Here is a 25,750-nt window from a genome sequence, read left to right on the forward strand (position 1 = left end):
GGTACTTTATAATTAATTTATAGCGCTCTTTTATGAGCGCTTATTACATATGAATACCACATTGTATTGTATAGAGAACCATCATGACCAGTATTCATCGCTTGTAGCATATCCAATGCCTCACTCCCCCGGACCTCACCCACCACAATGCGGTTGGGCCGCATACGCAGGGAGGAACGAATCAGATCACGAATCGTGATTTCTCCCTTCCCCTCGGTGTTCGCATTCCGTGTTTCCATAGAAACCAGATTAGGGACCGTCACAATTTGTAGCTCTGCTGAGTCTTCAATAGTAATAATCCGTTCAGACGACGGGATAAACTGGGATAATGCATTCAGAAAAGTTGTTTTACCAGAACCCGTTCCCCCGCTGATAAAAATGTTGTACTTGCTACGTACCAAGTCCTTGAGCATAGCAGCGGTTTCTGCATCCAGCGCACCCATTCGTATCAAGTCATCCATCGTCATAGGACGCTCGGGAAACTTCCGTATTGTCATCGTCGGCCCCTTGAGAGCAACTGGAGGCAGCACAATATTTACGCGTGACCCATCCTTTAACCGGGCATCCACAATGGGAGAAGCCTCATTCACAATTCGGTTCACCCCGGCTACAATCGTCTGGATTAAATCCTCCAGTCGCTCGCGGGACTCAAATTGATCGGGTACCTGCATCACCTCACCAGCCCGCTCCACAAAGATTTCGCGGTGACTGTTGATCATAATTTCCGTAACGGTCGGGTCGTCAATCAATGGCTGGAGTACATCTAGCCCACGGAAAGAGTTAAAAATCTTGCGGACAAGTGCGTGCTTCTCACGGGAAGTTAAGCCCGCCAGCTCTACATCGTGTAAAATTCGATTTTCAATATGCCGAACCAGATCGGCATCCTTTACCGAAGACGTTACGTCCAGCCCGTTTCGGATATCTGCTCGCAATGCCTTAAACCGTTCCTCATTCATGTTCATCAGCCCCTTTTAAGACCAAACGGCCGGCGGATGTGTTACACTGTCCACATTCAACAGCTCGTGGCACAGATGACGAATTTCCCGCTGATAAATCGGTGAACTAAGCAGTAGCTCACGGTGCTGCATCTGCTTCCATGAAGGTATATAGGGTAACGCTCCGTTTAGCTCCATGAAGTCACGAGGTAACGAGTTGATCATAGTTCCCATATAGCGGTTCACCACAAAGCTGGTTTTGCATATCATATCTTCAAGCCCTTCAGGCTGCGTGGTTTCTAAAACATCCAGCCATAATCCGCACTTGTGCATGCTCATTAAATCGTCTGCCAGCAGCCAGATCAGCTTATGACTAGCTTCAAGCACAGCTTGAGCCCGGTCACCTTTTTCAGAATCGCCATCTACGATCACTACATCATACTGTCCGCTTTCGGCAACCGTTCGAATCAGTTCTTTCGCTTCATCACAAGTCATATCCGTCAGTTCCTTACGATTATAGACAGGCTGAAAAGTATCCGCCTGAATTTCAGGGCGGCGAACACAATAGGCTGCCACGGATAATGGAATGCCCTCATTCCCCTCCGCCTTGAGATCATAGAGCAGCCTGGACAGCCCTTCTCCTTCTGCTCCGCTAGCACTGCCTGAACCAGTGAACAACGAGCTTGAATCCACCGTCTCCAGATTCAGATAGAATACCGAATATCCCTCATTCCCCAGCTGTTTGGACATATTGAGTGCGGCCGTTGTCTTGCCCAGTCCGCCGGAAGCTGCTACCATGCCGATAATCAGTCCACCTTCCCGGCTGTTTACACATTTCCGACCGTTCGACTTCTGTCTCGCCGTTTCCAAAATAAAACCGACCAGCTCAGATAAGGGCTGATATTTTAATAAAGGCTGTCCATATTCGCTCACTTGTTCTCCCTCATGTAATACCAAACAAGGAATATCAGCAGCTTCCCTATCTGTCCATAGATTCAAAAAAGCCGCTTCACCAACCACCACGTCCGGTCTTTTCATTCCGCTGGTTTCCATCATGTATTGATGAAATGCCTCCGGTTGCGAAAAAGCCGTTATTCTCAGCCTTCTGGCGTACTCGCTTCCGTGAACATAATTCAGCAGCGGCTCAATATAATCCCGGCCTTCTACAGCCAATACCACTTTCACTGGAATCATAACGCTCATCCCTTTCCCTAACACAACAACGCAAAAAAGCACCGTTCATCCATCCGTAAGTACATACGGTTGGTGAACGGTGCTTCCGTCACGTGCAATCTATTTACTGGTAGAATAGCATAGCGCTTATATTAGAGCAAGTATTTTTTGTGCAAGTATCTTCCAAAATCCTCGTACTAGGAGAAGGCGGGCAGTCTAGCCCCGCCTCCTACTATCTTCATCTTAGTAGAATTTGTGGTGACGACGATGACAGTCATGATGGCGATGATGGCGACGTTTCCGGCAATGACATTTCTTATCAAAATCTTCATGTTTCCAGTGATCACGTTTAAATTTAGGTTTAAACTTAATGACAGTCACCTTAATGATCTTCTTAAAGACACGTTTTTTTGGCTTTGGAAAATGACAATCATGCTTACGATGTTTATACATTCAAATTCGCCTCCATTTCTTTGAGATAGAATATACTATGGAAGCAGCGAACCATCGGTAACCAGCATATGACTATTTATGAATTTACTGGGCTAATTAATGATCTACCTCCAGCTTAATATCCGGATCATAATCCGCCACAATGAGAACATCCATATGACGTGCTTGACGGAGAATCCTTGGCACAACCGCAGACTTACCCCAACGACTACTTCGGGAAGACTGCCCCACGATGAGCTGTGTACCTGAATATCCTTCCACCGGAGCAATCAAAATGTCGGCAATTTCGCGTCGGCTGGAAACAAGCCGTATCTCAAAGGTCCCCCCCAGTCGGTGGGTCAGCAACTTTAGTTGTTCCAGACGAGGGTTCAGTCTCTCAGGTATACGCTCACCGACATGAGCATAAGTCACAATCCACACAGCCTTCAGACGAAAGGCGATACGAAAACCACGGCGAATCAACCTTTCAGCATTTTCGCTTAGCGTCACACCTACGAAGATCACTTCCTCCCTGCGCCACGGTCCCCGAAGTGATTCGTGTCGATCCCAGGATTCCAGCCGCTCATCTACGTCATCTGCCAATTCCCGCAAAGCAAGTTCACGCAACGCAATCAGATTGCCGAGTTTAAAAAAGTGGCTAAGTGCCTGTTCTACCTTCGCATGATCGTATATTTTGCCCTCACGCATGCGTTGCTGCAATGATTTAGGAGCCACATCAACAAGCTGTACTTCATCGGCCAGACGCATCATATGGTCGGGAACAGTCTCTCTCACTCGTATGCCAGTAATCTGTTCTACCGCATCATTCAGGCTCTCCAGATGCTGTACATTCATTGTGGATATCACAGAAATACCTTGTTCCAAAATCGTAAGCACATCCTCATAGCGCTTAGATCTCATACTTCCGGGCACGTTGGTATGTGCCAGCTCATCAATAAGCACCACCTCGGGATTACGCCTGAGAATGGTTTCGGTGTCCATCTCTTCCAAATGTGCACCATGACGCTCAATGGACTGACGGGGAATCATCTCCAGAGAGCCTACTTGTGCCAATGTTTCTGCTCTTCCATGCGTTTCCAGCAGTCCGATAACTACATCGATCCCGCTTTCCAGCAGATCATTCCCCTCTCTCAGCATCGTGTATGTTTTGCCGACCCCCGGAGCAGCGCCAATGTATACCTTGAGCTTGCCCCGCAGGATTTTGGCTGCCTCAGCCTGTGCTTCCTCAACGCTCAAACGATGATACGGATCATTATCTCCCTCTTCCTGTCTCATTGTTGGCAAGATCCGCTCACCCTCCTGCTCGGCCCGGTCCGCAATCAGCAGCAAATCCATATTTTTCATTCGTTTTAAAATCCCGTTCACCAGCGATCCTTTCATCAGCTCCTGCCACGGAGTCTGCCGAGAATGCCCCATAACAATTCGGGTAACATTGTGCGTCACCGCATAATGAATCAGTTGACGAGGCAACCTTCTGCGGGAAAAAAGCGGGATTTCTTCAAATGTTGATCCGATCTTGTCAGCCAACTGCTCAATCGAACGCTTGAAGGCTGCTGATTCCTTGGACAGCCTGCGCTTCGAGCTGACAAAGGAGACCACTAGCATATCTCCACCCAACCGCTTTGCGACCTGTTCCCCCCTACGTACATAAATAGACCCATTCCAATGATATTGAACAGGTACCAAAATACGCTCTGCCGCTCCTGACGCCCCGTGCAAGCCTAACTCCTCTCGGTGCCGTTCCAGCGAATCGTTCACATCCTCTGCTACCAATCGCAGGGCTAGCTCACGCAATTTACCGAGATTTCCCCGGTGAAACATCTCAGGATTGGGTGTATGCATGTAGCCTTTCGCCAGCCGTTCCAAAATCATCTCCGGGGTGGCATCAATCAGACGAATTTCATCCGCCAGTTCCAGTGTATCAACTGGAACCGTATATTCCGCTTCAAAGCCTGTTAGCTGATATACCCACTCCGTAATTCCTTCGAGTTCATAAACATTAACCGTCGTAATGACGCTAATTCCCTGCTCCAGCAAATACCGAATATCCTCCAGCCGTGTTGGAAATGGGGCGTCTTTCCGGTTATGATGTGCCAAATGATCCACCAGTACCACCTCGGGATTTCGTGCCACCAAAGCTTCCACATTCAGATCCTTTTGCTCTTCACCATCTTTTATCCAATGAATACTAGGCACGCGCTCCAGCGTGCCGACCTGTTCGACGGTCACAGGCCGCTGCATGGTTGAGACCGCGCAAATTACAACATCAATACCTTCATGCTGCAACGATTGTCCCTCCTGCAGCATATGATACGTCTTGCCCGAGCCACTGACCGCACCCATGTAAATTTTGAGTCTGCCTCGATGCAGTTTGTTAATCGAATCCAGTATTTCCTCTGGTGATTTACGTTTGAAGCTCTCCACTTTTCGTTCCTCCCCCAGCGTAACCGCTCATTCCGTTCATTCTTATATGGTTGTAATGAATGTACTCCCGTGTCCCAATCAATTCAAGATGATCAATCAAGCTTGCTCCAAAAAAAGCCGCGCAGGGCAGTATAAGCGCAAAAAAACGTGCATTCAGGCCTCTTATGCCTGAATACACGCTATTTTAGGTAACTCATATGGGATCACTTCCTACAATCACTTGCTATCTTCGCCAACGATCCCCCGTTGTTGAAATAACTTTTGCCATATCACACCGTGAGACGGGGAAAAGAGAAAAGCCAAAAGCAGCAACACACCCGATACACATAGCATACATGCCGCAATAGAAGCATCCAATACACTTGCTGTGTAAAAGCCTACGACCGAACTGATCGCCCCAAATCCGACGCTGTATACAATCATACGAGACAACTTCTCCGTCAGCAGATAAGCGGTAAGCGGCGGCACAACGAGCATGCCAACCACCAGAATTGCGCCCACGCTCTCAAATGACGCCACCGTCGTTAGCGAGACAAGGCTCATCAGCAGATAATGAAAAAAAACAACTGGAATGCCCAACGAAGCTGCTAATGCGGGATCAAAGGAAGTAATTTTAAATTGCTTGAAAAAGCCTCCTATCACGAGCAAATTGATCAAAAACATCGCGCCCGTAATCCACACAGCCCTCGGACCGACATCGAAGCCGGCAATCTCGAACGTATTCCATGGCACATAAGCAATTTCCCCATATAAAACGTGATCCATATCCAGATGGGCATTGGAAGCAAACACACTGATCAGCAAAACACCGATAGCAAACAATGTCGTAAACACCACGCCAATGGCAGCATCACTTTGCAGACCGCTTTGTTGGAATAGCTGAATTAGGTACACCGTTAGAAGACCCAGCACAGCCGCACCAAACATCATCCACACCGAATCCCTCGATCCGCTGATGAGAAAGGCAATGACAATCCCCGGTAGTACCGCATGACTGATTGCATCACCGATCATAGCCATTTTTCGGAGCACGAGAAAGCACCCAACGATACTACATCCCCCTGCCACTAACATTCCCGTCAAAATTACATAAAATGAACTCATAGGGCACGCTCCTCCCTTGGTTGTGTTCCGACTGTCTGCTCCAGATTTTTTCTGGCGTTCAACCGAACGATAGCCTTGGAGATCATCCCGCGCTGCGGCGCAAAAATCAAGCTCATTCCAAACACCACAGTCGCACACAACACACATAACGGTCCTGTAGGCAGATTTTGCCCCAGAGAGCTAATGAGCGTCCCACCAAGGCCCGCTATAGCACCAAACAAGCCTGATAGGCACACCATGACGCCCAGCTTCTCTGTCCAGTATCTTGCCGACACGGCCGGGGTAATCAGCAGGGCAGCCATCATAATGACTCCCACGGCCTGAATGCCAGCAACCACCGCAATGACAATCAATAGCATCAACAACTTATCCAGCAACCCTGCCGGATAACCAAGTCCGCGGGCAAAGCCGGGATCAAAGCTGAGCAGCTTAAATTCCTTGAAAAATAATATACATATTCCGATGAGTACCACCGAAATTACTGCCATCGTATAGACATCAGACAATACCATTGCCGCAGCTTGACCAAATAGAAATTTATCCAATCCGCTTTGGTTTCCAGCGCCACTATGCTGAATTTCGGTCAACAACATAATGCCGAAGCCAAAAAATACCGACAGCACCGCTGCAATCGCGGAATCACTTTTAATTCGTGAATACCGGGTTAATGCACTGATGGCAAAGGTCGCAACAATCCCTGCAATGGCGGCCCCAATCATAAATCCAAACACGGATTTTGTACCTGTGATCATAAAAGCCACACATACCCCCGGCAAAGCCGCATGTGCCAAAGCATCTCCCATGAGAGACTGCTTGCGCAAATACATAAAACTGCCAATCACCCCGCTGCTTAAACCGAGCAAAATACAGCCCAGCAAAATCCACTGCATATTCGGGTCGGTCAAAAGCGTTGCCAAGCTTGTCATACTGCTCACCTCACTCCGAGTATCGTACCGGAATCCGGGCTTGTTTTGAGTATACTCAGACGCCCGCCATACGTACGCTGCAGATTTTCCTCGGTAAAAATATCTGTCGTCTCTCCAAACGCCATAAGATGCCCGTTCAACAGCATAACCTGATCAAAATAATCCGTGACTGTAGATAAATCATGATGAACGACAAGTACGGTTTTACCCTGCTGTTTCAGATCGTTGAGCAATGAAATAATGGCTTTTTCTGTTGCAGCGTCCACACCGACAAACGGTTCATCCATAAAATAAAGCTGAGCATCCTGCGCGAGTGCTCTGGCTAAAAAAACACGTTGTTGCTGACCGCCAGACAATTGACTAATCTGCCTGTCTGCATATTTGCTCATTCCAACCTTGTCCAAACTCTCCATCGCAGCCTGACGATCTGCTGCACCCGGACGCTTAAACCAGCCCAATCTGCCATACCGTCCCATCATAACCACATCCAATGCGTTCGTCGGAAAATCCCAATCCACCGACTCCCGCTGTGGTACATAGCCAACCTTGAGCAGCTGTTGCTTATAGGGCTTGCCGTAGACCAGCACCTCGCCCCTAAGCTTTGGAATCAGTCCAAGCGCTGCCTTGATCAACGTAGATTTCCCAGCCCCGTTCGGGCCGATAATACCAATCAGCTTGCCTTCCGGCACCTCAAAGGAAACATCGAACAAAACGGGCTTTTTTTGATAAGCTACCGATAAATCACGAACAACAAGTGGTGAATGCCCCATGTATCTTTGCCTCCTTATTTAAGAGCTTTAACAATCGTATTAACGTTATGCTTGACCATTCCAATATATGTGCCATCTTCTGTGCCTTCTTCACCCATGGCATCCGAATACAGCTCGCCACCAACCATAATTGTATGACCTTGCTGAGCGGCCCCCTGAATAACCGCATCTATGGCCTTTCTCGGAACACTAGATTCTACGAATATAGCCTTGATTTTATGTTCGACCAGATAATCTCGCAGCTTGGTCACATCTTGAGAACCCGCTTCTGATTCTGTGCTCATACCTTGAAGTCCTCTCACTTGAATGTGGTAGGCATCTCCGAAATAGCCGAAAGCATCATGTGCCGTGACAAGCACGCGCTGGGCTTCCGGTATACTGGCAATCTGCTCTCTCGTGTAATCATCCAGCTCTCGCAGCTCAGTAAGATAGGCTTCTGCGTTGGCCTTATATTCCTCCGCATGAACAGCGTCTAGCGCCGACAATTCATCTCTGACGGTTTCTACCGCAGACATCCAATTCTGTACGTTAAACCAGATATGCGGATCATGCTCAGATCCCATTTCCGGGCTACCTGCACGCAACTGATCCTGTGCGATGTTTTTGGACACGGGTATGACGGGTTTTTGCTTGCTGATCTTCTCCAGAATGTCCTGCATTTTTCCTTCCAGATGCAACCCGTTATAAAAAATAACATCGGCCTGATCCAGCTTGCGCATATCTCCCTGAGAAGCCTTGTACAAATGCGGGTCAACGCCTGACTTCATAATTCCCGTGACCTCCACATGATTACCGCCGACCTTGCCGACAATGTCAGAGATCATACCGATGGTAGCCGTAGCCTTTATTTTTTGTCCTGTTTCTCTCGCAGTTCCCTGCTCCTTCTTCTTAGCATCGGTACATGCAGTCGCTAAAACCAGAGCTAGAGACAATACTCCAACTGTCGTTACCCATCGCGGCAAAGCCTTCTTAAACTGCTTGTTCATATTTTAAAATCCTCCTTTGAACTTCGTTTTGGGACAAACTATTTCCTTGATTCAATTATTTTTTATCAATACTATATTTTAGAGTATACACTAAAGTTTTTACCCAGGGAAACATTTTTAAAAAATATAATTCTTATGTATTTCGTTATACCGTTCGATTTTTGTTCTCCCAATGTGTAATATATAGAAGATATCCAATAGTAAAATTAAAGAACGTATTTAAAGAAGGGGCAGGTCATGAAGCAAACTGGATACAGTCCTTATCGGAACCAACGTCAGCAAAATCTAATACGAAAAATACTGTTCATTTTTATGCTAATGTGTTGTCTGCTTACCCTTACTTCATGTGCTCGGGGTGACATCCATGTAGATGTTCATCTCGATCAAAGTGTAGATCTGGATGCAACGTTCAGTGTAAACAACCAGACACTGATGATGTTGGACAATCCCGGGCTATTAGATCGATTAGTCAAGCGTATTCAAAGCAACAATGTAGATGTACAGCCGCTAGCTGAACAGGGAAGAAAGGGATATCAAATCAAGGGGCATTATCAAGGAGATTGGAGCATAAACAAAAAAAATCCCAGTCAGGGATTAAATCTACCTGAGGGATTAGAAATAAAGCGCGCTGTGAGCCAACATTTTTTCACAACGCATATTGATCTTACCATGAAGCTCGATCTACCACGGATGCTTCCTGAAGAAGCTCAAGGACTGAGTGACAAATTTGAGCAAATGAATGTGTTTGCGCGCAAATTACTGGAGCGGCAGCTGGATCTTAACTTCAGCCTATCCTTACCCATCCAACCTGCTACCAATAATGCAGACCGTGTGTCGGAAGACGGAAAAACACTGTATTGGGACATTGCTCCATTAGAATCTAACGAGCTAAAATTGTCTGTTAACGTACCCAATGTACGACATATCGTGTATGTAGCTGTTACGAGCCTGATACTAATCGTGATCGCTGTGATCTTACTAATTCGTAGACATCGCTCCAAAAAAGAAACTTAAAAAAGCAACTAAAAAAATCGTTGTCTGATTTCTGGTGGGGGGATCTGACATTGATCCTCTTCATCCTTGCCAAACCAACGATATCGGTTACGCGCCACCCAGTTATAGACAGCGTTGCGCACAAAGCGGGGAACCAGGATGAACACATAGGCCAGCGGGTATGGAAAACGAAGACGTTTGGCAATTCGCAAAGCCGCGGTGGACCTTGTATAATACGTACCGTCTTCAATCAGCACGAACGTATCCAGCTGATCTGTAGATAGTCCTCCTGCACGTAATAGTTCTTGTCCTGCCTCGGATTGCAGGGAACCAAAATGAAATGTTCCCTTAGGGTCACGCTTGATAATAAAGCGGGCCGCTCCCTGACAAAAGTGGCATACCCCATCTACCAACACAATGGAATGATCTGAATGAGCATGATCAGTCTGGTTCATAAATGCATTTCACCTCCAAGAAAATCAACGGCATGAATACCAGCAACGCAACCATATGAATATAAACAAAAAAACGCCGAAAGTATCCGACGCTTGTTTAGAAATGTATAGTCTTTACCTGTTCGAAAAACTAGCTCAATGCTTTCTCAAACAGCTGTTTCGTATTAATTTGCTCTAAAAACTCCTCATGGAACTTATCCATACACTTGCAGATAAAATCCTTATGGCATACCGGGCAAGGCGTCGTTAGCAGTCGACTAATATTCGTCAAGGTCCACTCCGGATTACGTTGAGAAAAAACGCGGCACTCCGTTCCATCGGCCAAACTCATTTTAAACTCATAAAGCCCTTCTTTTTCGTTGCTGCCAGCCAGCGTGAAATTAACAATATTCGGTCTGTAAGACATCATATCACCCGTATTTTTCAAATTTGTTTCGTACCTGATGACCAGAATCACCTAAGCCATCTTAATGAATTTTGGCGATGATGTCAAATGGTCACAAATCTCAGCGAATCAAGATCTATGTGCAAAAGCCACCGATAAATCGGCGGCCAGAGTGTAAAAGTTATAGAAATGCAGTCAAATGACATTAAGCTCGACATCAATGTTACCGCGTGTTGCTTTGGAATACGGACAAAAATCATGCGCTTGGCGTGCCAGATCTTCGGCCTGAGCGCGTTCAATACCGGGTATTTTCACATCCAGACGTACCGCCAGCTGGAAGCCGCCATCGCGTGGGTCCTTGCCGATAGATACGTGGCTGGTGACCTCAACATTGTCTACCTTCACCTTAGCCTTCCGGGCCACATTAGCCAATGCGCTCTCATAGCAGGCACCATAGCCTGCCGCAAACAATTGCTCCGGATTCGTAGCTTCTCCACCTGCGCCACCCAGTTCCTTCGGCGTGCTGAGCTTATGCTTCAAAATTCCATCGGATGAAGCGACTGAACCGTCTCTTCCACCATGTACCGTTGCTGATGCTGTGTATAATGCTTCCATGATTTCATCTCTCCTTCTCTATATCATATGTTTTCCGCAGGGATCTATCGTCATGTTATACATGATTTCCTTCTCGTATGTACTTTAAACGAACTACACAAAATGAATCATTTGAAATAGGGTTGTTAACCTTACATTTACCGTTTAGTTCCACCTCACCTTGTTTACACTATATGTTATAAGCCCCTAACTTGATGGGCCGTCAACATGTGTCTTGAAGGCTTACTTGAATCATTTTATTGTATCTGCTCAGACTTCCATGACTGACAACCCTGTCGTACGCGAGATCGTAGGCTACTTGTTGGTGCGGGGTGGAGTCCATGTGATGGCCTATACCAAAGCGTTGGAAAAGCTTACAGGCGTAGAAATGACCAAAATGCTTCCGATTCCGAACTTGGAGAATGAAGCCTTTTCTGAAACGCGTAAATTCGAAGAAAAAGGATTGTACCGGACTATTTATCGTTTCAGTCCGAATAACTACAAGGAAATTGATAAAATATGGAGCAGCGTTCACCCGGAATATGGACAACAATTAAAAAAATCCAAAACGACCAAGCTGCTCCCCTCAGAGCGATATAGCTTGGTTTTTTCTAGTGTTCGGCTTTATACGATGCCCATATTGCTTCAAAAATACGATTAACTTGCTTGACCACACAAAAGTTGCACTAGACAAAAACTATTGTAAGTGTACAATAGGGATAACACAATCGTTATGTCACTAATAATATATTTCAACATCAATAAAGAAGGTGAAGCGTATGAAAAATACAAAGGGTAACTTCGCGGAAATCGCTTCACTGTCGGAAGTGAATCGTTCCTTGAGCGTCCCGAAAGACGGAACCTGGTTTCGGAAGTTTCTTGCCTTTGCTGGACCCGGCTATATGGTCGCAGTCGGCTATATGGACCCCGGCAACTGGGCCACAGACATCGCTGGCGGATCGAAATTCGGCTACACGTTGCTTAGTGTCATTCTAATCTCCAACCTGATGGCCATCCTGCTACAAGCCTTATCTGGCAAGCTTGGCATTGCCACAGGTAAAGACTTGGCTCAAATGTGCCGTGATGCTTACAGTCGTCCTGTCGCCATCGGCTTATGGCTCTTGTGCGAAATTGCTATTGCAGCCATGGATTTGGCCGAGGTCATCGGTTCAGCCATTGCGCTGAAGTTGCTGTTTGGTCTACCGTTACTATACGGAGTCATCATTACCGCATTTGACGTCATGCTTATTTTACTGCTGCAAAACAAAGGTTTTCGGGCATTGGAAACACTTGTCATTGTGCTGATGGCGACGATTGCCGGCTGTTTTGGGATTAATCTCATTTTGGCACAACCGGAATGGGGCGACGTATTGGGTGGCTTTGTACCAGACTCGCAAATTTTGACGAATCCAAGCATGCTGTATATTGCCATCGGTATTATGGGCGCTACTGTAATGCCGCATAACCTGTATCTGCATTCTTCTATTGTACAAACTCGCAAATTTGAGCAGACTTCAGCAGGTAAACGGGAAGCTATTACATTTGCAACTTGGGATTCCAGTATAGCGCTGATGTTCGCTTTATTTATTAATGCCGCCATCTTGATCGTGGCAGCTGCTGTATTCCATACGGCAGGAAGAACAGATGTAGCCGAAATTAGTGATGCCTATTACCTGCTTTCGCCACTACTGGGAACCACACTGGCGAGCATACTATTTGGGGTGGCGTTACTCGCCTCAGGTCAAAATTCAACCGTTACAGGCACTTTAGCTGGACAAATCGTGATGGAGGGCTTTTTGAATCTTCGTCTTTCACCTTGGTTGCGTCGTCTAGTGACCCGCCTCATCGCGATCATTCCAGCGGTTATCGTCACTGCTATCGCAGGTGAAAAAGGTGCGGAGGAACTCCTTGTGCTGAGCCAGGTCATCCTGTCCATCCAGCTTCCCTTTGCCATCATTCCATTACTTCTCTTTACCAGCGACAAAAAGATTATGGGTGAATTCGCAAATAAAATGTGGCAAAAAGTATTAACCTGGATCGTGACCGCTGTCATTATCATCTTGAATGTAGTGCTCATCATCCAAACGATTTCAGGTTAATCGGTAGCCAAATATGAATATATTAAAAAGGTATCTCACTAGCCCCAATGGCAGCGAGATACCTTTTTTGTTCATCCTATTTTATTTATCCTGTATACATAAAGAATACTCAACGCTTGGCAGGCTCTACCTTTATTTGCGCCTCAAGCGCGAGATTCAGCTTGAGCACGTTCACACGCGGCTCGCCGAATACCCCGGCGCTGCGGCCTTCTGTCTGCTCCTGCACCAGTGCTCTCAGTTGATCCTGCGGGATACCCGTCAAGCCGCTAATGCGCGGAATTTGCACCCGTGCCGCCTGTGGCGAGATGTGCGGGTCCAGACCGGAGCCGGAGTTCGTAATCAGGTCCACCGGAACCTGACTGACGGGTACATCCGGGTTATGCTTCTGCCAATCCGCAATAGAGTCCTTGACTCGCTGTATCAAGGCCGGATTCGACGGCGCGTAGTTGCTTGAGCCTGAACCAGCCCCATTGTAATCAACGCTCGATACCCGACCTTGAAAAAATGCCGAATCGGCAAAGGACTGCCCAATCAGTTCGGAGCCGACCACCCGTCCCTCTGCGTCACGGAGCATACTGCCGTTTGCTTGCTGCGGAAACAGAACCTGCGCTACTCCTGTACTGACTAGCGGATATGCCAAACCACACAAGAGAATCATCAGCACCGATGTTCGCAAAGCCACTCCAATAACTGTACTTCCTCGCATCTCTTGTCTCTCCGGTTGTCCTTCCGACACTGTCCCGGTCCCTGTACGTTTGTTATGACCTTGCCCGCCAGATTCGGCTTTTTCGTGCGCAGCAAATCTGCGTCCAGACATCATCCGATAAAAACCACTCATGTCGTTCACCCTTTCTGCGCTAAATCCACAAATGCACCAGCAAATCAATAGCCTTAATGCCGACAAACGGTACGACCATACCGCCCAGACCGTAAATCAGCAAATTCCGTCCCAGCAGGCGATCCGAGCTCATCGGCTTATACTTCACGCCCTTCATGGCCAGCGGAATCAGAAGCGGAATAATAACCGCGTTAAAGATCAGCGCCGACAAAATAGCGGACAGCGGGGAGCCAAGCCCCATGACGTTTAAAGCGCCCATTTGTGGAATGGCCAGCATGAACATCGCCGGGATGATGGCAAAATATTTGGCAACATCGTTCGCAATGCTGAACGTTGTCAATGCTCCGCGCGTCATAAGCAGCTGCTTGCCGATCGCGACCACCTCAATAATTTTGGACGGATCGGAATCCAAGTCCACCATATTAGCTGCTTCTTTGGCTGCGACTGTGCCGCTATTCATGGCCAGACCGACATCCGCTTGCGCCAGCGCAGGTGCATCATTCGTGCCGTCTCCGGTCATGGCAACCAGCTTCCCCTGTTCCTGCTCACGTCGGATAACCGCGATTTTGTCCTCCGGCTTGCTCTCAGCTACAAAGTCGTCCACACCCGCTTCTCGTGCAATTGTAGCTGCTGTCAGCGGATTATCTCCGGTACACATGATCGTACGGATACCCATTTCCCGGAGCTGATCAAACCGTTCCTTCATGCCTGGCTTCACTGTATCCTTCAAATAAATAATGCCGTATATCTGATCATCCAGCGCGACTGCCAGCGGTGTACCTCCTTCTGAGGCTACCTGATTGGATTTTTCCTCCAGATCGGCTGGAACACTGCCGTTTTGCGATACGATCCATTGCCGAACAGAATCCACCGCGCCCTTGCGTACCTTTCGTCCATCGGCCAGATCCAGACCACTCATCCGGGTCTCCGCCTTGAATTCGATAAAGGTTCCACCTGCTGCCAAGGATGCATCCAACGTATGCTCCTGTTTGCGCATCAATTCGAGAACCGAGCGGCCCTCTGGCGTCTCATCCTTCATAGAGCTAATCGCTGCCCACTTCACTAACTCTGCCTTCTCCACGCCCTCCACAGGCACGAATTCACTCGCCATCCGGTTCCCGAAGGTGATTGTGCCTGTTTTATCCAGAATCATCGTGTTGATATCCCCAGAAGCTTCTACCGCCTTGCCTGACATGGCCAGTACGTTAAACTGGGTGACCCGGTCCATACCGGCAATCCCGATAGCTGACAGCAGTCCTCCAATCGTGGTCGGAATCAGACAGACTAGCAACGAAATCAGCACAGGAACAGGCAAATCAATGTTAAAATGACGGGCAATCGGCGCTAGCGTAACCACCACAATTAGAAAAATAATCGTCAAGCTAATCAACAAAGTGTTCAGTGCAATCTCATTCGGCGTTTTTTGCCGCTGTGCGCCTTCCACGAGCGAAATCATTTTATCAATAAATGTCTCGCCCGGCTCTGTCGTAATTCGCACCTTAATCCGGTCACTGACTACCCGCGTCCCGCCGGTTACCGAGCAAAAATCACCACCCGATTCCTTGATGACCGGAGCCGATTCTCCCGTAATTGCAGATTCATCCACCGAAGCCAGACCTTCAATGACCTCACCATCGCTTGGAATCATTTCGCCCTGGGAGACAATAACCACGTCCCCCTTACGCAATTCGGTTGAGCTAACCACCTGAATGTCATTTCCGATGAGCTTGTTAGCTTGTGTATCCTGCTTGGACTTTTTTAAAGAGGCAGCTTGTGCCTTACCCCGCCCCTCCGCGAGTGCTTCGGCAAAATTAGCAAAAAGCAACGTAAACAACAGAATAACAAACACGGCCAGGTTAAAGCCCATTTCCTTGCCAGTTCCAAAATAACCAGGAAACAGTAACATGAGTAGCACGACCAATGTACTGATCTCCACGACGAACATGACAGGATTTTTCATCATAATCATCGGATTTAATTTTATAAAGCTATCCTTGATCGCATGCTTCAAGATGCTTCTGTCCAGCATGTGTTTGCGTTGTTCCTTCATGATCAAACACCCCGTTCATCCATTCTCATTTTCTTCTTCACATGGTCAAAAATTCAGCAACAGGTCCCAATACGATGACGGGTAAAAAGGTCAACGCACCAATCAGCAGCACGACCCCGATCAGAATGGCTCCAAATAACTTGTTGTCCGTGCGCAGTGTCCCCGTCGTCACCGGAGTCGGTGCTTTGGCATTCAACGAAGCCGCCACAGCCAACAATGCAATCATAGATACATATCGGCCGAAGAACATAACCATCCCCGTCGTCATGTTCCAGAATACATTGTTATCCGAAAGGCCTTCAAATCCCGAACCGTTATTTGCGGCAGATGACGCATATTCATAGAGCACCTGAGTCAACCCGTGATAGCCAGGGTTAGTGACCGCATCGTATCCCCAATGACTCATAAATGCAAGTGCAGTTGGGGCGAGAATGAGAAACGGATGTACCAAAATGGCAATCGCGATCAGCTTCATTTCCTTGCCTTCAATTTTCCTCCCCATAAATTCCGGAGTTCTCCCGACCATCAGTCCGCATATAAACACACCCAGAATCGCATACATCAGCATATTCATCAGTCCGACACCCTTGCCGCCAAAAATGACGTTTAGCATCATTTCTCCCAAAGCAGCCATGCCACCCAGTGGGGTTAGTGTATCATGCATATTATTGACTGAACCTGTCGTTGCCGCTGTTGTGACCGCAGTGAACAAAGCCGATTGTCCAATGCCGAAACGAACCTCTTTCCCTTCCATGCTTCCCTGAGAAGCATCCACACCCAGTGTCTGGATTAACGGATTACCTGTCTTCTCAGACACATACGTAATGGATAGAAAAATAAGAAACAATACCATCATGGAGCTAAAAATAATCCAGCCCTGCTTGCGATTACGGGCAAACAATCCAAAGGTATACGGCAACGAAGCCGGCATTACCCACATTGCCAAAATTTCCAGCACGTTCGTCCAAGGACTTGGATTTTCAAAAGGGTGCGCAGAGTTAGCTCCCGCATAACCACCCCCGTTTGTCCCCAAATGCTTGATGGACTCCAGAGAAGCAATGGGTCCCATAGAAATCTGCTGCTGTGTTCCGCTCAGCGTCGTAAGATCCGCCGTAGGCTGTAGCGTCTGGGGTACCTTCAATCCAACCAGCACCAGCGTAAGCACAAAGGCCAGCGGCAGGAAAATTCTTATGATGGCTTTAATAAAATCTTGAAAGAAATTGCCCATTCCTTCACCGCGCCGCGTCAATCCTCTCATAAAAGCCGCAGCAACCGCAAAACCGGAAGCAGCCGAAGTGAACATCATCATCGTGACGAACGCCATCTGTGTCAGATACGTAAGCCCGCTTTCTCCACTATAATGTTGGAGATTCGTATTCGTCATAAAGCTGATTACCGTATTAAAAGCTAGTGATGCTTCCATATTACTGTTTCCCGCCGGATTACCAGGAAGCATTCCCTGTAAACGCAACAGCAAGTAGCTGATCGCCACAAGCACGACATTCGTTGCAATGAAACTCATAACATACGTAGTCCAACGCATGCTCTCCAGCTTCTTCAATCCTACTATCTTATAAATCAGCTTTTCTGTTCCGCCAAAAATCCGATCCGTCCGATTGGGTTCATTCGAGAATACATGATACATATAGGTGCCCACTGGCTTTACCAAGAGCAGCAATATGACGATCACAATTCCAATTTGAAGCAGCTCCATCCTCTATTCCTCCTTCAAAATGCTCCTGCGTTTGGAACAACAGACCTGCTTCAGAGCACCAAACGTGTGCACACGTTTGCGGAAACCTGCTACCTATGATGCTAAATATTCAGATCTGTTGTTCCCGCCCGCTCTATCCCCTATAGCTGACTAGAACTTTTCAGGGTTCAGGAGCGCGTAGATTAAATACATAAACACAATAGCCGTAAGCCCAAGTATAACGATCATCCTCTTCGTCCTCCTTTAGAGGTCTGCGCATCACACCAGCGTACAAACAGCAGTATCACTCCATAACTCACAGCCATGACGAGCAGCATGTATATATCCATCATGTTCATACCCTCCGTATCGGTCCTCAGATCGCCATTCTTATTTCATCATAAAATCATAAAACAACTATGTTATAAGTGCTTATCCGTTCAGCAGAAAACCCACCTCTCCGTTCAATGTGTAGATCACATGGTCCGCTCCCAATCCTCGATAAATTCCTTGTGGATTACAGCCGTGCGTAATAACATAGATCGATTCCGATGTTAGCGGCCGACATATTTGCAGGAAACGGCAAGTCAGATTCAAGCTGTTCTCGAACAAATACACACTACCAATTTCTTTTTTTGGAAAATTACATTTTCCCGCTTGCATGGTATTGATGCGGACAATGTGCTCCACACCCATTTTTTTGAGCTGTCGTTCCTCCTGAGCGCTATTCGTCAGAACTGCAAACGCCAATTTTTTGAAAATAAGCAATTTCACAAAACTTCTGCCCGCTTCATTCGGTGCAGTGACAATAATTAACCGACCTTCCATCAGTAGCTCCTCTCCCGGTATAAAAAGACAACAAAAAGAAGCCGAAGGAAAAAGGCTTTCCTCCGGCTTCTTACATATCCATGATAAAATAAACCATGGCTGCACACGGCGGTTTGTTGCCTCTCCCTGTACGCTTACGAGGTTAGCTGTCGGATTCGGACGTGAGAGTCGCCCTATTTCTGGCACTTGACCGGAAAATTCACCCCATGAGACACACGGCAAGCCGTACAGTCTCGATTGGTTCCCCCGCTTTTGCAACTGCAAAATTCAGCGCTATAGACATTTCGTTGTTGCTTCATTCAAGTTAATTTGAAATTACGTCTTGAATCATACACCCGCGCATGGAAGACTGTAAAGCTCAACTGCGGGGTTATAAATCGGCCTTTAGAGCATAGAAGATTAATAATAACGCTTACAACGCAACTATGCTTCTCACAGCTCACTCAATCTCTGTTTTTCATCCCTTTTCGAAAATGACAAGCATGTCAATATTGGCGTAGGGTAGAGCGTTTTTGGCCTTTTTTTGTAAAAAGAGAAGAAAATACGCTATATGTACCAGCTAAACACCGATTGAACCCGCTTTTATAAGAAGAAACACCTTAATTCGCTCCATTTGCAATGCGATTTACTGTTTTGAACAAAATACGATTTTACAGCGGCTAAAGGCTTAATACAGCTTTTCCAGACTTGCAACCTTACTTTGAATTGCTTACAATTTAATTGCTGAATATTGAATAAGGAGAGATACTATGACCGTTTATGAATATGATGCGCAAACCCTGCAAGGGAAACCAATTCCGTTATCCACATATAAAGGGAATGTTCTGCTTATTGTGAACACAGCCAGCAAATGCGGGTTAACCCCCCAATACAAAGCGTTACAAGAGCTATATGACCAGTACCATGAACTGGGGCTCGAAATTTTGGGATTTCCCAGCAACCAATTCGCCAAACAAGAGCCAGGTTCCAGCGAGGAGATTTCCGAGTTTTGCCAGATCAATTATGGTGTTACCTTTCCGATGTTCGCCAAGACAGATGTCAATGGCGATCAAGCGCACCCCTTATTTCGCTACCTGACCCAAACAGCTCCGGGGGTATTAGGGTCCAAAGCGATCAAATGGAATTTTACTAAATTCTTAATTACACGAGAAGGTAACGTATTTAAGCGCTATGCACCGCAAACCACTCCAGATAAGCTGGCGGGAGATATAGAGAAGCTTTTGCAGCAAAACTGATATTCTTCTTTATCACAGTTATTAAAACAAAAAAAGCATCCCTTCACGTAAACCGTGTCAGGATGCTTTTTCAACTAGGTCTTGCATATAATGCGGTCGAGAGGACTCGAACCTCCACGGGCGTACGCCCACTACCCCCTCAAGATAGCGTGTCTGCCATTCCACCACGACCGCAAATCATAATGTATTGAGGCAACAGATTTATTATACTCTCTCATCAACTATTTGTAAACACAAATATAATAATTATTTTATATGTTATTTTACCTAACATATATGAGCGATAATAATATTTAATTTGACAAAAGGGCTACTAAAATGTAAAAATATATTACATACATTTCGAATTTTTTCGTTATCCCTAAGTAAAGAGTGAAATAATATAACATAAGGATTCACTTCGAGGAGGCGAACCGCCCTGCATAAAGGCAACCGTTTGCTGAACTATGCATTATTGTTGGACCCTTCCCTACCTGTTGGTGGCTTCACCCGTTTTAACGGACTGGAGAAACTATTCCGCAACGGACATTTGAACAGTCTACAAGATCTGGAACATTACATGCTGGATGATTTGTATCCTCAATTTACAACCGTTGACGGCATGGCTATCAAAAGTCTGTATGTCGCCATCCAGCAGAATGACGGTTGGCGAATCGCTCTCATTGATAAGATGCTGCATACCCAACGTCCCTCCTTGCAGCATGTGAAGGAGTTGCGTCTATCCGGTCAGCGTCTACTTAAGCTCGCTAAGGCTCTTTATCCTTGGCTTGAATTTGACCAGTTGGAATCTATACTCATTCAATACAATGCAATTGGCACACTCGCTACCGTTCACACCTGGATTAACTTCCTCCTCGGAAACGATGTAGAACAGACCATGCACGGCTATCTTGGCGCAGCGGTGTCCTTCTGTGTGGAAGATGCCTTCAAACTACTCAATCCTCCCTATGAGGAAAAGAACCCTTTTATGGAGCGTATGACCAGCGAGCTGCTCTCCGCATGGAAGAAGCTTAACGAACCTGAGCCAACCACATTTCAGCGTCGCTTTCTTCACAGACATTGGTGCAACTCCTACATCACTCTACCGCTTTATATGAGCCATAATAGCCAATTGGATGAGCCTAGACTGTTTTCCTCCTCAGGTCTATTCAAACGCCTTCCAGCATCCCCCTGATGCGTCGCTTCACCAATCTGGCAGCAACACCAAAAACACTCTGTCCCTTTCCTCAGGTGGCAGAGTGTTTTTTATTCACACATAATCGAAATTCACACTATTAGTAGACTCTAGACGGGTTATCAGAACCACCTAGCACTTAATTAAGTAATTAATTCAACAAAATAACGTATTTGCGATTGTAAAAACACGTATAAAAGTGTATCATAGTTTCAGATGGTTAATTCTAACATGTTTACTGATGATTATTATAACACACCAATTATTCCGCAAGAATCCGTAAGGGGCGATTTCTCTTGAACAACAAAATGCCTGTCACCTCCTTCGGGTGGGCCATCAAACAACGGCTTGTCGAACTTCGACTGGATCAGAAAACATTTTGTGAGACACACAATATTCCGCCTTCACGCTTGTCCAATCTGATTCACGGCACCCGCAAAGCACAAAGGTACAGAAAACAAGTTGCTGCAATTCTGAACATCGACGATAACGATTATAAGGAGGCACCGCCACTCTAAATCCAACAAGCATTCCAGTTACATATAGGTCATTCCATATCACCCAGAAACCAAATAAACCCGTAAAGCGAACCCCTCCAGTTCGTTTACGGGTTTTCAACCCAGACGATCTTTAGCCAAAAAATTATTCCGGCTTTGTTTTATCCTTCTCACTTTTTTGCTTACGGTATTTCGCAAATTCAACATATTCTAAAATAAAATTCTGTTCTTCCGTCTCAAGATCTTCTGCCTGGCAATTCAGTGGCCCCATCACTCCAAAAAAATAAGCAGCCTTCTGTTCCTGAAGTACGCCTTCCCCTGGCTTAATCCCTTTCATCAACCAATCAAGCGATACATTAAAAAAGTCCGAAATCTGAATCAAATGGGCGGTACCCGGCGTTGTTTTACCTCTTCTCCAATCACCGAGATTCCCTGAACTGATTTTAAGTTTTTCACAAAATGCCTTCTTGGTCATTCCGCGATCCTTAATCAAAGCTTCAATCCGCTGATAAATAGTTTGATCTCCCAAAATGTTTCCCCTCCGACACAGTAACTTTTTCTGAAATAATTTTCATTTTTCAGCCTTACTCATTAGTAATCCTCATCAAATCCTAAGCAACCATTACCCCATAGTAGAATTGCGCTGGTTTTTCTCTTTACGAAAGCGGGTAAATTCAATATACTCAAGTATAAAATTTCTTTCCGCTTCACTAAGCGTTTCCCCCTGGCAATTCAGTTGCCCTGAAGCGTCAAAAAAATAAGGGTCTTGCGGCTCCTTTAGCACCTCACCCTGTACATCTCGACCCAGCATAATCCAATCCAGACTGGCATCAAAAAAAGAAGCGATTTCAATGAGTTTATTCGTGCCCGGCGTCGTTTTTCCTCTTTTCCAATCCCCGAAGTTCCCTGTACTAATGCCTAACTGCTGGCAGAACGCCTTTTTCGTCATTCCCCGTTCCTTGATGAGTTCCTCAATGCGATGGTAAATAGATTGCATAGAAGTTCCTTCCTCCCTAGCAGGCTCTCAAATAACGATATCATGTTCTCTGTTCCCATTTCAAAGATCACGTATGCTAAAATTACCGAATTATGTATGTTGGTTTCCATTATACCACAACACGCAACAAAAACCGCCTGTTTTCCGAAGAAAGGGCGGTCTTTAAGCCAGTTCACTTACGCTAATCACGTAGCAGAGTTGTCGATTTTAAGTAAGATATGCTTCAATTCATTCAAAGTTTCGCTCAGATGCAATAAATCTTCTTCTGGCAGATACACCAGTTTCTCTTGAATTTTATTGGAGAAGGTATGAAATACCTGTTCACAAAAAGCATCGCCTTCCTGTGTAATCGCCACATTCACGACTCTGCGATCCGAATCACACGACTGGCGGTCAGCCAACCCATGCTCCACCAGTTTGTCCAGAAGAGGAGTCATGTTCGGACGTGAGACATTGAGCTGTTTGGATAAATCAGATACCGTAGACAAGCGCACCTCACGCAGAAGCAGTAATACCTGAAAGTTATTAGGCGACAAGTGTAATGGGAAATCGAGCGGACCGTAGGTGAAAAATTTCTTCTTCACAATCGGAAACAAGCCCAAAATATTTTCTGATATATTTCCTAACAGTTGAGTGTCCATATTTTTCACCGTCACTTCATAAGTTTATACTTATCATTCTATAACATTATGGCGTTATATTATACTATGGAATCATTATTTCATCATAATGATTACTTTATTACATCACTACACAAATAAAAAAAGCCTCTACCGCGAGAGACTTTTCCGTTTATTCCATTGATGCGGTCGAGAGGACTCGAACCTCCACGAGCGTACGCTCACTACCCCCTCAAGATAGCGTGTCTGCCATTCCACCACGACCGCATAACAAAATATAAATGGTGAGCCATGAAGGACTCGAACCTTCGACACCCTGATTAAAAGTCAGGTGCTCTACCAACTGAGCTAATGGCTCATGCTGTTCATCCAAGCTGTCCGCCATTAGACCAGACCTCAGGAATTTCCCTTAAGCATGCAACATGTAGTCTATAAAGACAACAATGACCCGTAGGGGATTCGAACCCCTGTTACCTCCGTGAAAGGGAGGTGTCTTAACCCCTTGACCAACGGGCCTTATTATTATGCGCCAACTTGGCGACAAGAAAGAGTATATCAAATAGAATACCGAATGGCAATACTTATTTCTAAAATTTTTAAAAAATAAGTTTTTATAAGTACAAAATGCATATTAACTTACAATTCCTTATCTTAAATCACTGAAATCCTGAAAACAGTGATAAATGATTGCAATATCACTTGAATTTACTTATAATCACTTACAAGATACCGAAATAATTATATATCAGAGGAGCTTTCTATGTATCAGGAAGAACGAATGTTAAAAATCGTTGATTACTTACAGCTTCATAAACGTATTTCGGTGGATGATATTTGTGAATTTTTTAATGTTTCACGAGATACGGCTCGTCGAGACCTCGTAAAACTTGAAGAACATCAAAAAATTATTCGCACCCGCGGTGGCGCTCTTCTCCCTACACTTCATCACGATTCAATTGGAAATTATAACGAAAGACTACTTACTGTATCCGAGGAGAAACAAGTGATCGGACAGCTGGCTGCCAGCATGGTACGAGATAAGGATCGTATTATATTGGATTCCTCTACCACCGTACAGGCGTGTGCAGAAAGACTGAATGTGCAGGAATGTTCGGTCATCACCAATTCAATCAATCAGGCTGACGTGCTATCTGGAAAAGACGGTGTCTCCATACATCTGTTGGGAGGCCGCCTGCAAAAAGAACACCGATATGTATATGGCTCCTCCGTGATCGCCACTTTGTCTCACTATTTTGTAGACAAAGCCTTTATCGGGATTGGTGGTATATCTGCCCACGGACTAAGCCTAATTCATGAAGAAGACGGTATGCTGAAGCATCAGATGATGAAGCAGGCAGATCAGGTGATCATCCTTGCGGACCATTCGAAATTCGGAATCAATTTTCCATATCGTTTTGCCGATCTGTCTGAAGTTAATATCGTGATTACCGACAGATTGCCAGAACCAGCGATGCTGGAAATTTTGCAACATTATGATGTTGAAGTTGTTGTACCCTCATAAAAAATGAAACTGCTTAGCTAGAACTCAAGATTTATCACAGAGATATCGAAAGACAGGAGTTGGAGAGAAATGAAACTGTTTGCGATTGATATGGATGGAACACTGCTGAACGAGGAAGGAAAAATAAGCAAAGTGAACGCGGAGGCTATACGCCAAGCACAGCAGCAAGGCGTTCAGGTGACAATTGCCACTGGTAGAGCCGCTTATGACGCCTGGACGAAGCTAGAGGAAGCAGAGCTTGTAACTCCCGTCATTGGAGCAAACGGCGCAACCGTACACGATGTGCATCGTCGTCAGTTAACCTCTACTCCTATGGGCCGGAGTGAAACGTTTGAAGTGCTGAGCTGGCTGCACGACAACGACTTTTACTATGAGGTCATGACAGACCGAGCCATTTATTCTCCACAAAACGGACATCAGCTACTTGCTGTTGAAATGGACCGCTTGCTGAGTGCCAACCCGGATATTTCGCTGGATACTTTATTACATGCAGCTGAAAAACAATATGAACAGACCGGACATACCCGCATCGCTTCATATGAGGACATTCCACTGGATGTAGAGATTTATAACGTGCTCTGTTTCTCCTTTGATCAAGCCAAATTGGAGCGGGGTCGTGAGCGTTACCGAGGTTTTCAGGGCCTGAACATGGTCATCTCTTCAGACCGTAACTTTGAAGTCGAGCATAGGGATGCGTCTAAAGGTAATGCATTGCGTTATTTGGCGAATCATCTGAGCATTCCCATGCAGGAAGCCGTAGCGATTGGGGACAGCTACAATGATATCTCCATGCTAACAATGGCAGGAACAGGCATTGCCATGGGCAATGCAAAAGACGACATCAAGGCCGTCTGCTCCCAAGTGACTCTGACTAATGCGGAAGATGGCGTCGCTCATGCTCTGTTGAACATACTCAAGCCAGTCGAGGCTGACACCGTGAAATAGAAGTCATTGGCTGCGTACAAGACAGGCTAACGCCGCTTCAAGCTGTACGCAGCA

Annotated in this window: 25 protein-coding genes, 4 tRNA genes, 2 pseudogenes and 1 riboswitch; of the genes and pseudogenes, 8 read left to right on the top strand and 23 right to left on the bottom strand. The window is 46.1% G+C overall.

Annotated elements, in window-relative coordinates:
• Positions 1–71: 71 nt before the first annotated feature.
• From ACL9RM_RS11835 to ACL9RM_RS11870, 8 genes and pseudogenes are all read right to left on the bottom strand, one after another.
• A pseudogene (locus ACL9RM_RS11835) lies at positions 72–956 on the bottom strand (CpaF family protein); the annotation flags it as partial.
• 15 nt (positions 957–971) lie between these two features.
• Positions 972–2,129: a ParA family protein gene (locus ACL9RM_RS11840; protein ID WP_250267777.1), complete on the bottom strand. Its 1,158-nt coding sequence runs from the start codon at positions 2,127–2,129 to the stop codon at positions 972–974.
• Positions 2,130–2,657: 528 nt separating this feature from the next.
• Positions 2,658–4,985, bottom strand: a complete 2,328-nt coding sequence (locus ACL9RM_RS11845) for a histidine kinase (RefSeq protein ID WP_250267775.1) — start codon at positions 4,983–4,985, stop codon at positions 2,658–2,660.
• Positions 4,966–5,163 carry a hypothetical protein gene (locus ACL9RM_RS11850; protein ID WP_422759369.1) on the bottom strand — a complete coding sequence of 66 codons (198 nt, stop codon included), beginning with the start codon at positions 5,161–5,163 and terminating at the stop codon, positions 4,966–4,968. The genes ACL9RM_RS11845 and ACL9RM_RS11850 overlap by 20 nt, the downstream gene beginning before the upstream one ends.
• A 38-nt stretch (positions 5,164–5,201) precedes the next feature.
• Complete coding sequence (locus tag ACL9RM_RS11855; RefSeq protein ID WP_061829564.1) at positions 5,202–6,089, bottom strand: metal ABC transporter permease; 888 nt, start codon at positions 6,087–6,089, stop codon at positions 5,202–5,204.
• A complete protein-coding gene (locus ACL9RM_RS11860) occupies positions 6,086–7,015 on the bottom strand; it encodes a metal ABC transporter permease (RefSeq protein ID WP_069291389.1) in 930 nt (309 codons plus the stop codon). The genes ACL9RM_RS11855 and ACL9RM_RS11860 overlap by 4 nt, the downstream gene beginning before the upstream one ends.
• Before the next feature lie 5 nt (positions 7,016–7,020).
• Positions 7,021–7,785 carry a metal ABC transporter ATP-binding protein gene (locus ACL9RM_RS11865; protein WP_061829566.1) on the bottom strand — a complete coding sequence of 255 codons (765 nt, stop codon included), beginning with the start codon at positions 7,783–7,785 and terminating at the stop codon, positions 7,021–7,023.
• 14 nt (positions 7,786–7,799) lie between these two features.
• Positions 7,800–8,771 carry a metal ABC transporter solute-binding protein, Zn/Mn family gene (locus tag ACL9RM_RS11870; protein ID WP_250267774.1) on the bottom strand — a complete coding sequence of 324 codons (972 nt, stop codon included), beginning with the start codon at positions 8,769–8,771 and terminating at the stop codon, positions 7,800–7,802.
• A 237-nt stretch (positions 8,772–9,008) separates the two neighbouring features.
• Between ACL9RM_RS11870 and ACL9RM_RS11875 the strand changes: the two genes are divergently transcribed.
• On the top strand, positions 9,009–9,785 hold the full coding sequence (locus tag ACL9RM_RS11875) for a DUF3153 domain-containing protein (protein ID WP_250267773.1): 777 nt from the start codon (positions 9,009–9,011) through the stop codon (positions 9,783–9,785).
• A gap of 8 nt (positions 9,786–9,793) precedes the next feature.
• Here ACL9RM_RS11875 and ACL9RM_RS11880 read toward each other — a convergent pair whose 3' ends face one another.
• The 3 genes from ACL9RM_RS11880 to ACL9RM_RS11890 form a co-directional block, all read right to left on the bottom strand.
• A complete protein-coding gene (locus tag ACL9RM_RS11880; RefSeq protein WP_061829569.1) occupies positions 9,794–10,219 on the bottom strand; it encodes a thiol-disulfide oxidoreductase DCC family protein in 426 nt (141 codons plus the stop codon).
• A 130-nt stretch (positions 10,220–10,349) separates the two neighbouring features.
• Complete coding sequence (locus ACL9RM_RS11885) at positions 10,350–10,676, bottom strand: hypothetical protein (protein ID WP_025722703.1); 327 nt, start codon at positions 10,674–10,676, stop codon at positions 10,350–10,352.
• Between the two features lie 123 nt (positions 10,677–10,799).
• A complete protein-coding gene (locus ACL9RM_RS11890) occupies positions 10,800–11,219 on the bottom strand; it encodes an organic hydroperoxide resistance protein (RefSeq protein WP_250267772.1) in 420 nt (139 codons plus the stop codon).
• Between the two features lie 259 nt (positions 11,220–11,478).
• On the opposite strand from ACL9RM_RS11890, the pseudogene ACL9RM_RS11895 reads away from it, so the two are divergent.
• Both ACL9RM_RS11895 and ACL9RM_RS11900 read left to right on the top strand, forming a co-directional pair.
• Positions 11,479–11,757: pseudogene (locus ACL9RM_RS11895) on the top strand (manganese catalase family protein); the annotation flags it as partial.
• Between the two features lie 220 nt (positions 11,758–11,977).
• Positions 11,978–13,297, top strand: coding sequence for an Nramp family divalent metal transporter (locus ACL9RM_RS11900; protein WP_250267771.1), 1,320 nt, complete (start codon positions 11,978–11,980; stop codon positions 13,295–13,297).
• A gap of 109 nt (positions 13,298–13,406) precedes the next feature.
• On the opposite strand, the gene kdpC is transcribed toward ACL9RM_RS11900, so the two are convergent.
• The 5 genes from kdpC to ACL9RM_RS11925 form a co-directional block, all read right to left on the bottom strand.
• Positions 13,407–14,135, bottom strand: coding sequence for a potassium-transporting ATPase subunit KdpC (kdpC, locus tag ACL9RM_RS11905; RefSeq protein WP_061829573.1), 729 nt, complete (start codon positions 14,133–14,135; stop codon positions 13,407–13,409).
• Between the two features lie 19 nt (positions 14,136–14,154).
• Positions 14,155–16,185, bottom strand: a complete 2,031-nt coding sequence (kdpB, locus tag ACL9RM_RS11910; protein ID WP_250267769.1) for a potassium-transporting ATPase subunit KdpB — start codon at positions 16,183–16,185, stop codon at positions 14,155–14,157.
• Between the two features lie 37 nt (positions 16,186–16,222).
• Positions 16,223–17,899 (bottom strand): potassium-transporting ATPase subunit KdpA, encoded by a 1,677-nt coding sequence (gene kdpA, locus ACL9RM_RS11915; protein ID WP_165176322.1) that lies wholly within the window; start codon positions 17,897–17,899, stop codon positions 16,223–16,225.
• Between the two features lie 150 nt (positions 17,900–18,049).
• Positions 18,050–18,127: a potassium-transporting ATPase subunit F gene (locus ACL9RM_RS11920; protein ID WP_071559652.1), complete on the bottom strand. Its 78-nt coding sequence runs from the start codon at positions 18,125–18,127 to the stop codon at positions 18,050–18,052.
• A gap of 183 nt (positions 18,128–18,310) precedes the next feature.
• Positions 18,311–18,706 (bottom strand): hypothetical protein, encoded by a 396-nt coding sequence (locus tag ACL9RM_RS11925; RefSeq protein ID WP_250267767.1) that lies wholly within the window; start codon positions 18,704–18,706, stop codon positions 18,311–18,313.
• Positions 18,707–18,821: 115 nt separating this feature from the next.
• Positions 18,822–18,989, bottom strand: a riboswitch (cyclic di-AMP (ydaO/yuaA leader).
• 466 nt (positions 18,990–19,455) lie between these two features.
• On the opposite strand from ACL9RM_RS11925, the gene ACL9RM_RS11930 reads away from it, so the two are divergent.
• Complete coding sequence (locus tag ACL9RM_RS11930; protein WP_235307732.1) at positions 19,456–19,941, top strand: glutathione peroxidase; 486 nt, start codon at positions 19,456–19,458, stop codon at positions 19,939–19,941.
• A gap of 91 nt (positions 19,942–20,032) precedes the next feature.
• Here ACL9RM_RS11930 and ACL9RM_RS11935 read toward each other — a convergent pair.
• Positions 20,033–20,115, bottom strand: a tRNA-Leu gene (locus tag ACL9RM_RS11935).
• A gap of 262 nt (positions 20,116–20,377) precedes the next feature.
• On the opposite strand from ACL9RM_RS11935, the gene ACL9RM_RS11940 reads away from it, so the two are divergent.
• Both ACL9RM_RS11940 and ACL9RM_RS11945 read left to right on the top strand, forming a co-directional pair.
• Positions 20,378–21,115, top strand: coding sequence for an urease accessory protein UreF (locus ACL9RM_RS11940; RefSeq protein ID WP_250267765.1), 738 nt, complete (start codon positions 20,378–20,380; stop codon positions 21,113–21,115).
• A gap of 296 nt (positions 21,116–21,411) precedes the next feature.
• Positions 21,412–21,633: a Rha family transcriptional regulator gene (locus tag ACL9RM_RS11945; protein ID WP_069291380.1), complete on the top strand. Its 222-nt coding sequence runs from the start codon at positions 21,412–21,414 to the stop codon at positions 21,631–21,633.
• Positions 21,634–21,757: 124 nt separating this feature from the next.
• Here the strand turns inward: ACL9RM_RS11945 and ACL9RM_RS11950 are convergent, their stop codons facing one another.
• The 6 genes from ACL9RM_RS11950 to ACL9RM_RS11975 all read right to left on the bottom strand — a co-directional run bounded on the left by ACL9RM_RS11950 (position 21,758) and on the right by ACL9RM_RS11975 (position 23,745).
• Positions 21,758–22,141, bottom strand: coding sequence for a helix-turn-helix domain-containing protein (locus ACL9RM_RS11950; protein ID WP_069291379.1), 384 nt, complete (start codon positions 22,139–22,141; stop codon positions 21,758–21,760).
• A gap of 93 nt (positions 22,142–22,234) precedes the next feature.
• On the bottom strand, positions 22,235–22,609 hold the full coding sequence (locus tag ACL9RM_RS11955) for a helix-turn-helix domain-containing protein (RefSeq protein WP_250267763.1): 375 nt from the start codon (positions 22,607–22,609) through the stop codon (positions 22,235–22,237).
• Between the two features lie 185 nt (positions 22,610–22,794).
• Positions 22,795–23,250 (bottom strand): MarR family winged helix-turn-helix transcriptional regulator, encoded by a 456-nt coding sequence (locus ACL9RM_RS11960; RefSeq protein ID WP_049827669.1) that lies wholly within the window; start codon positions 23,248–23,250, stop codon positions 22,795–22,797.
• Between the two features lie 163 nt (positions 23,251–23,413).
• Positions 23,414–23,496 (bottom strand) — tRNA-Leu (locus ACL9RM_RS11965).
• A gap of 15 nt (positions 23,497–23,511) precedes the next feature.
• Positions 23,512–23,587 (bottom strand) — tRNA-Lys (locus ACL9RM_RS11970).
• An 86-nt stretch (positions 23,588–23,673) separates the two neighbouring features.
• Positions 23,674–23,745, bottom strand: a tRNA-Glu gene (locus tag ACL9RM_RS11975).
• A 244-nt stretch (positions 23,746–23,989) separates the two neighbouring features.
• Between ACL9RM_RS11975 and ACL9RM_RS11980 the strand changes: the two genes are divergently transcribed.
• Positions 23,990–24,751, top strand: coding sequence for a DeoR/GlpR family DNA-binding transcription regulator (locus ACL9RM_RS11980; protein WP_414126325.1), 762 nt, complete (start codon positions 23,990–23,992; stop codon positions 24,749–24,751).
• Between the two features lie 69 nt (positions 24,752–24,820).
• Positions 24,821–25,696, top strand: coding sequence for a Cof-type HAD-IIB family hydrolase (locus ACL9RM_RS11985; RefSeq protein ID WP_250267760.1), 876 nt, complete (start codon positions 24,821–24,823; stop codon positions 25,694–25,696).
• Positions 25,697–25,750 lie beyond the last annotated feature (54 nt).

The organism is Paenibacillus sp. S29, assembly GCF_049319765.1.
Lineage (GTDB): Bacteria > Bacillota > Bacilli > Paenibacillales > Paenibacillaceae > Paenibacillus > Paenibacillus polymyxa_B.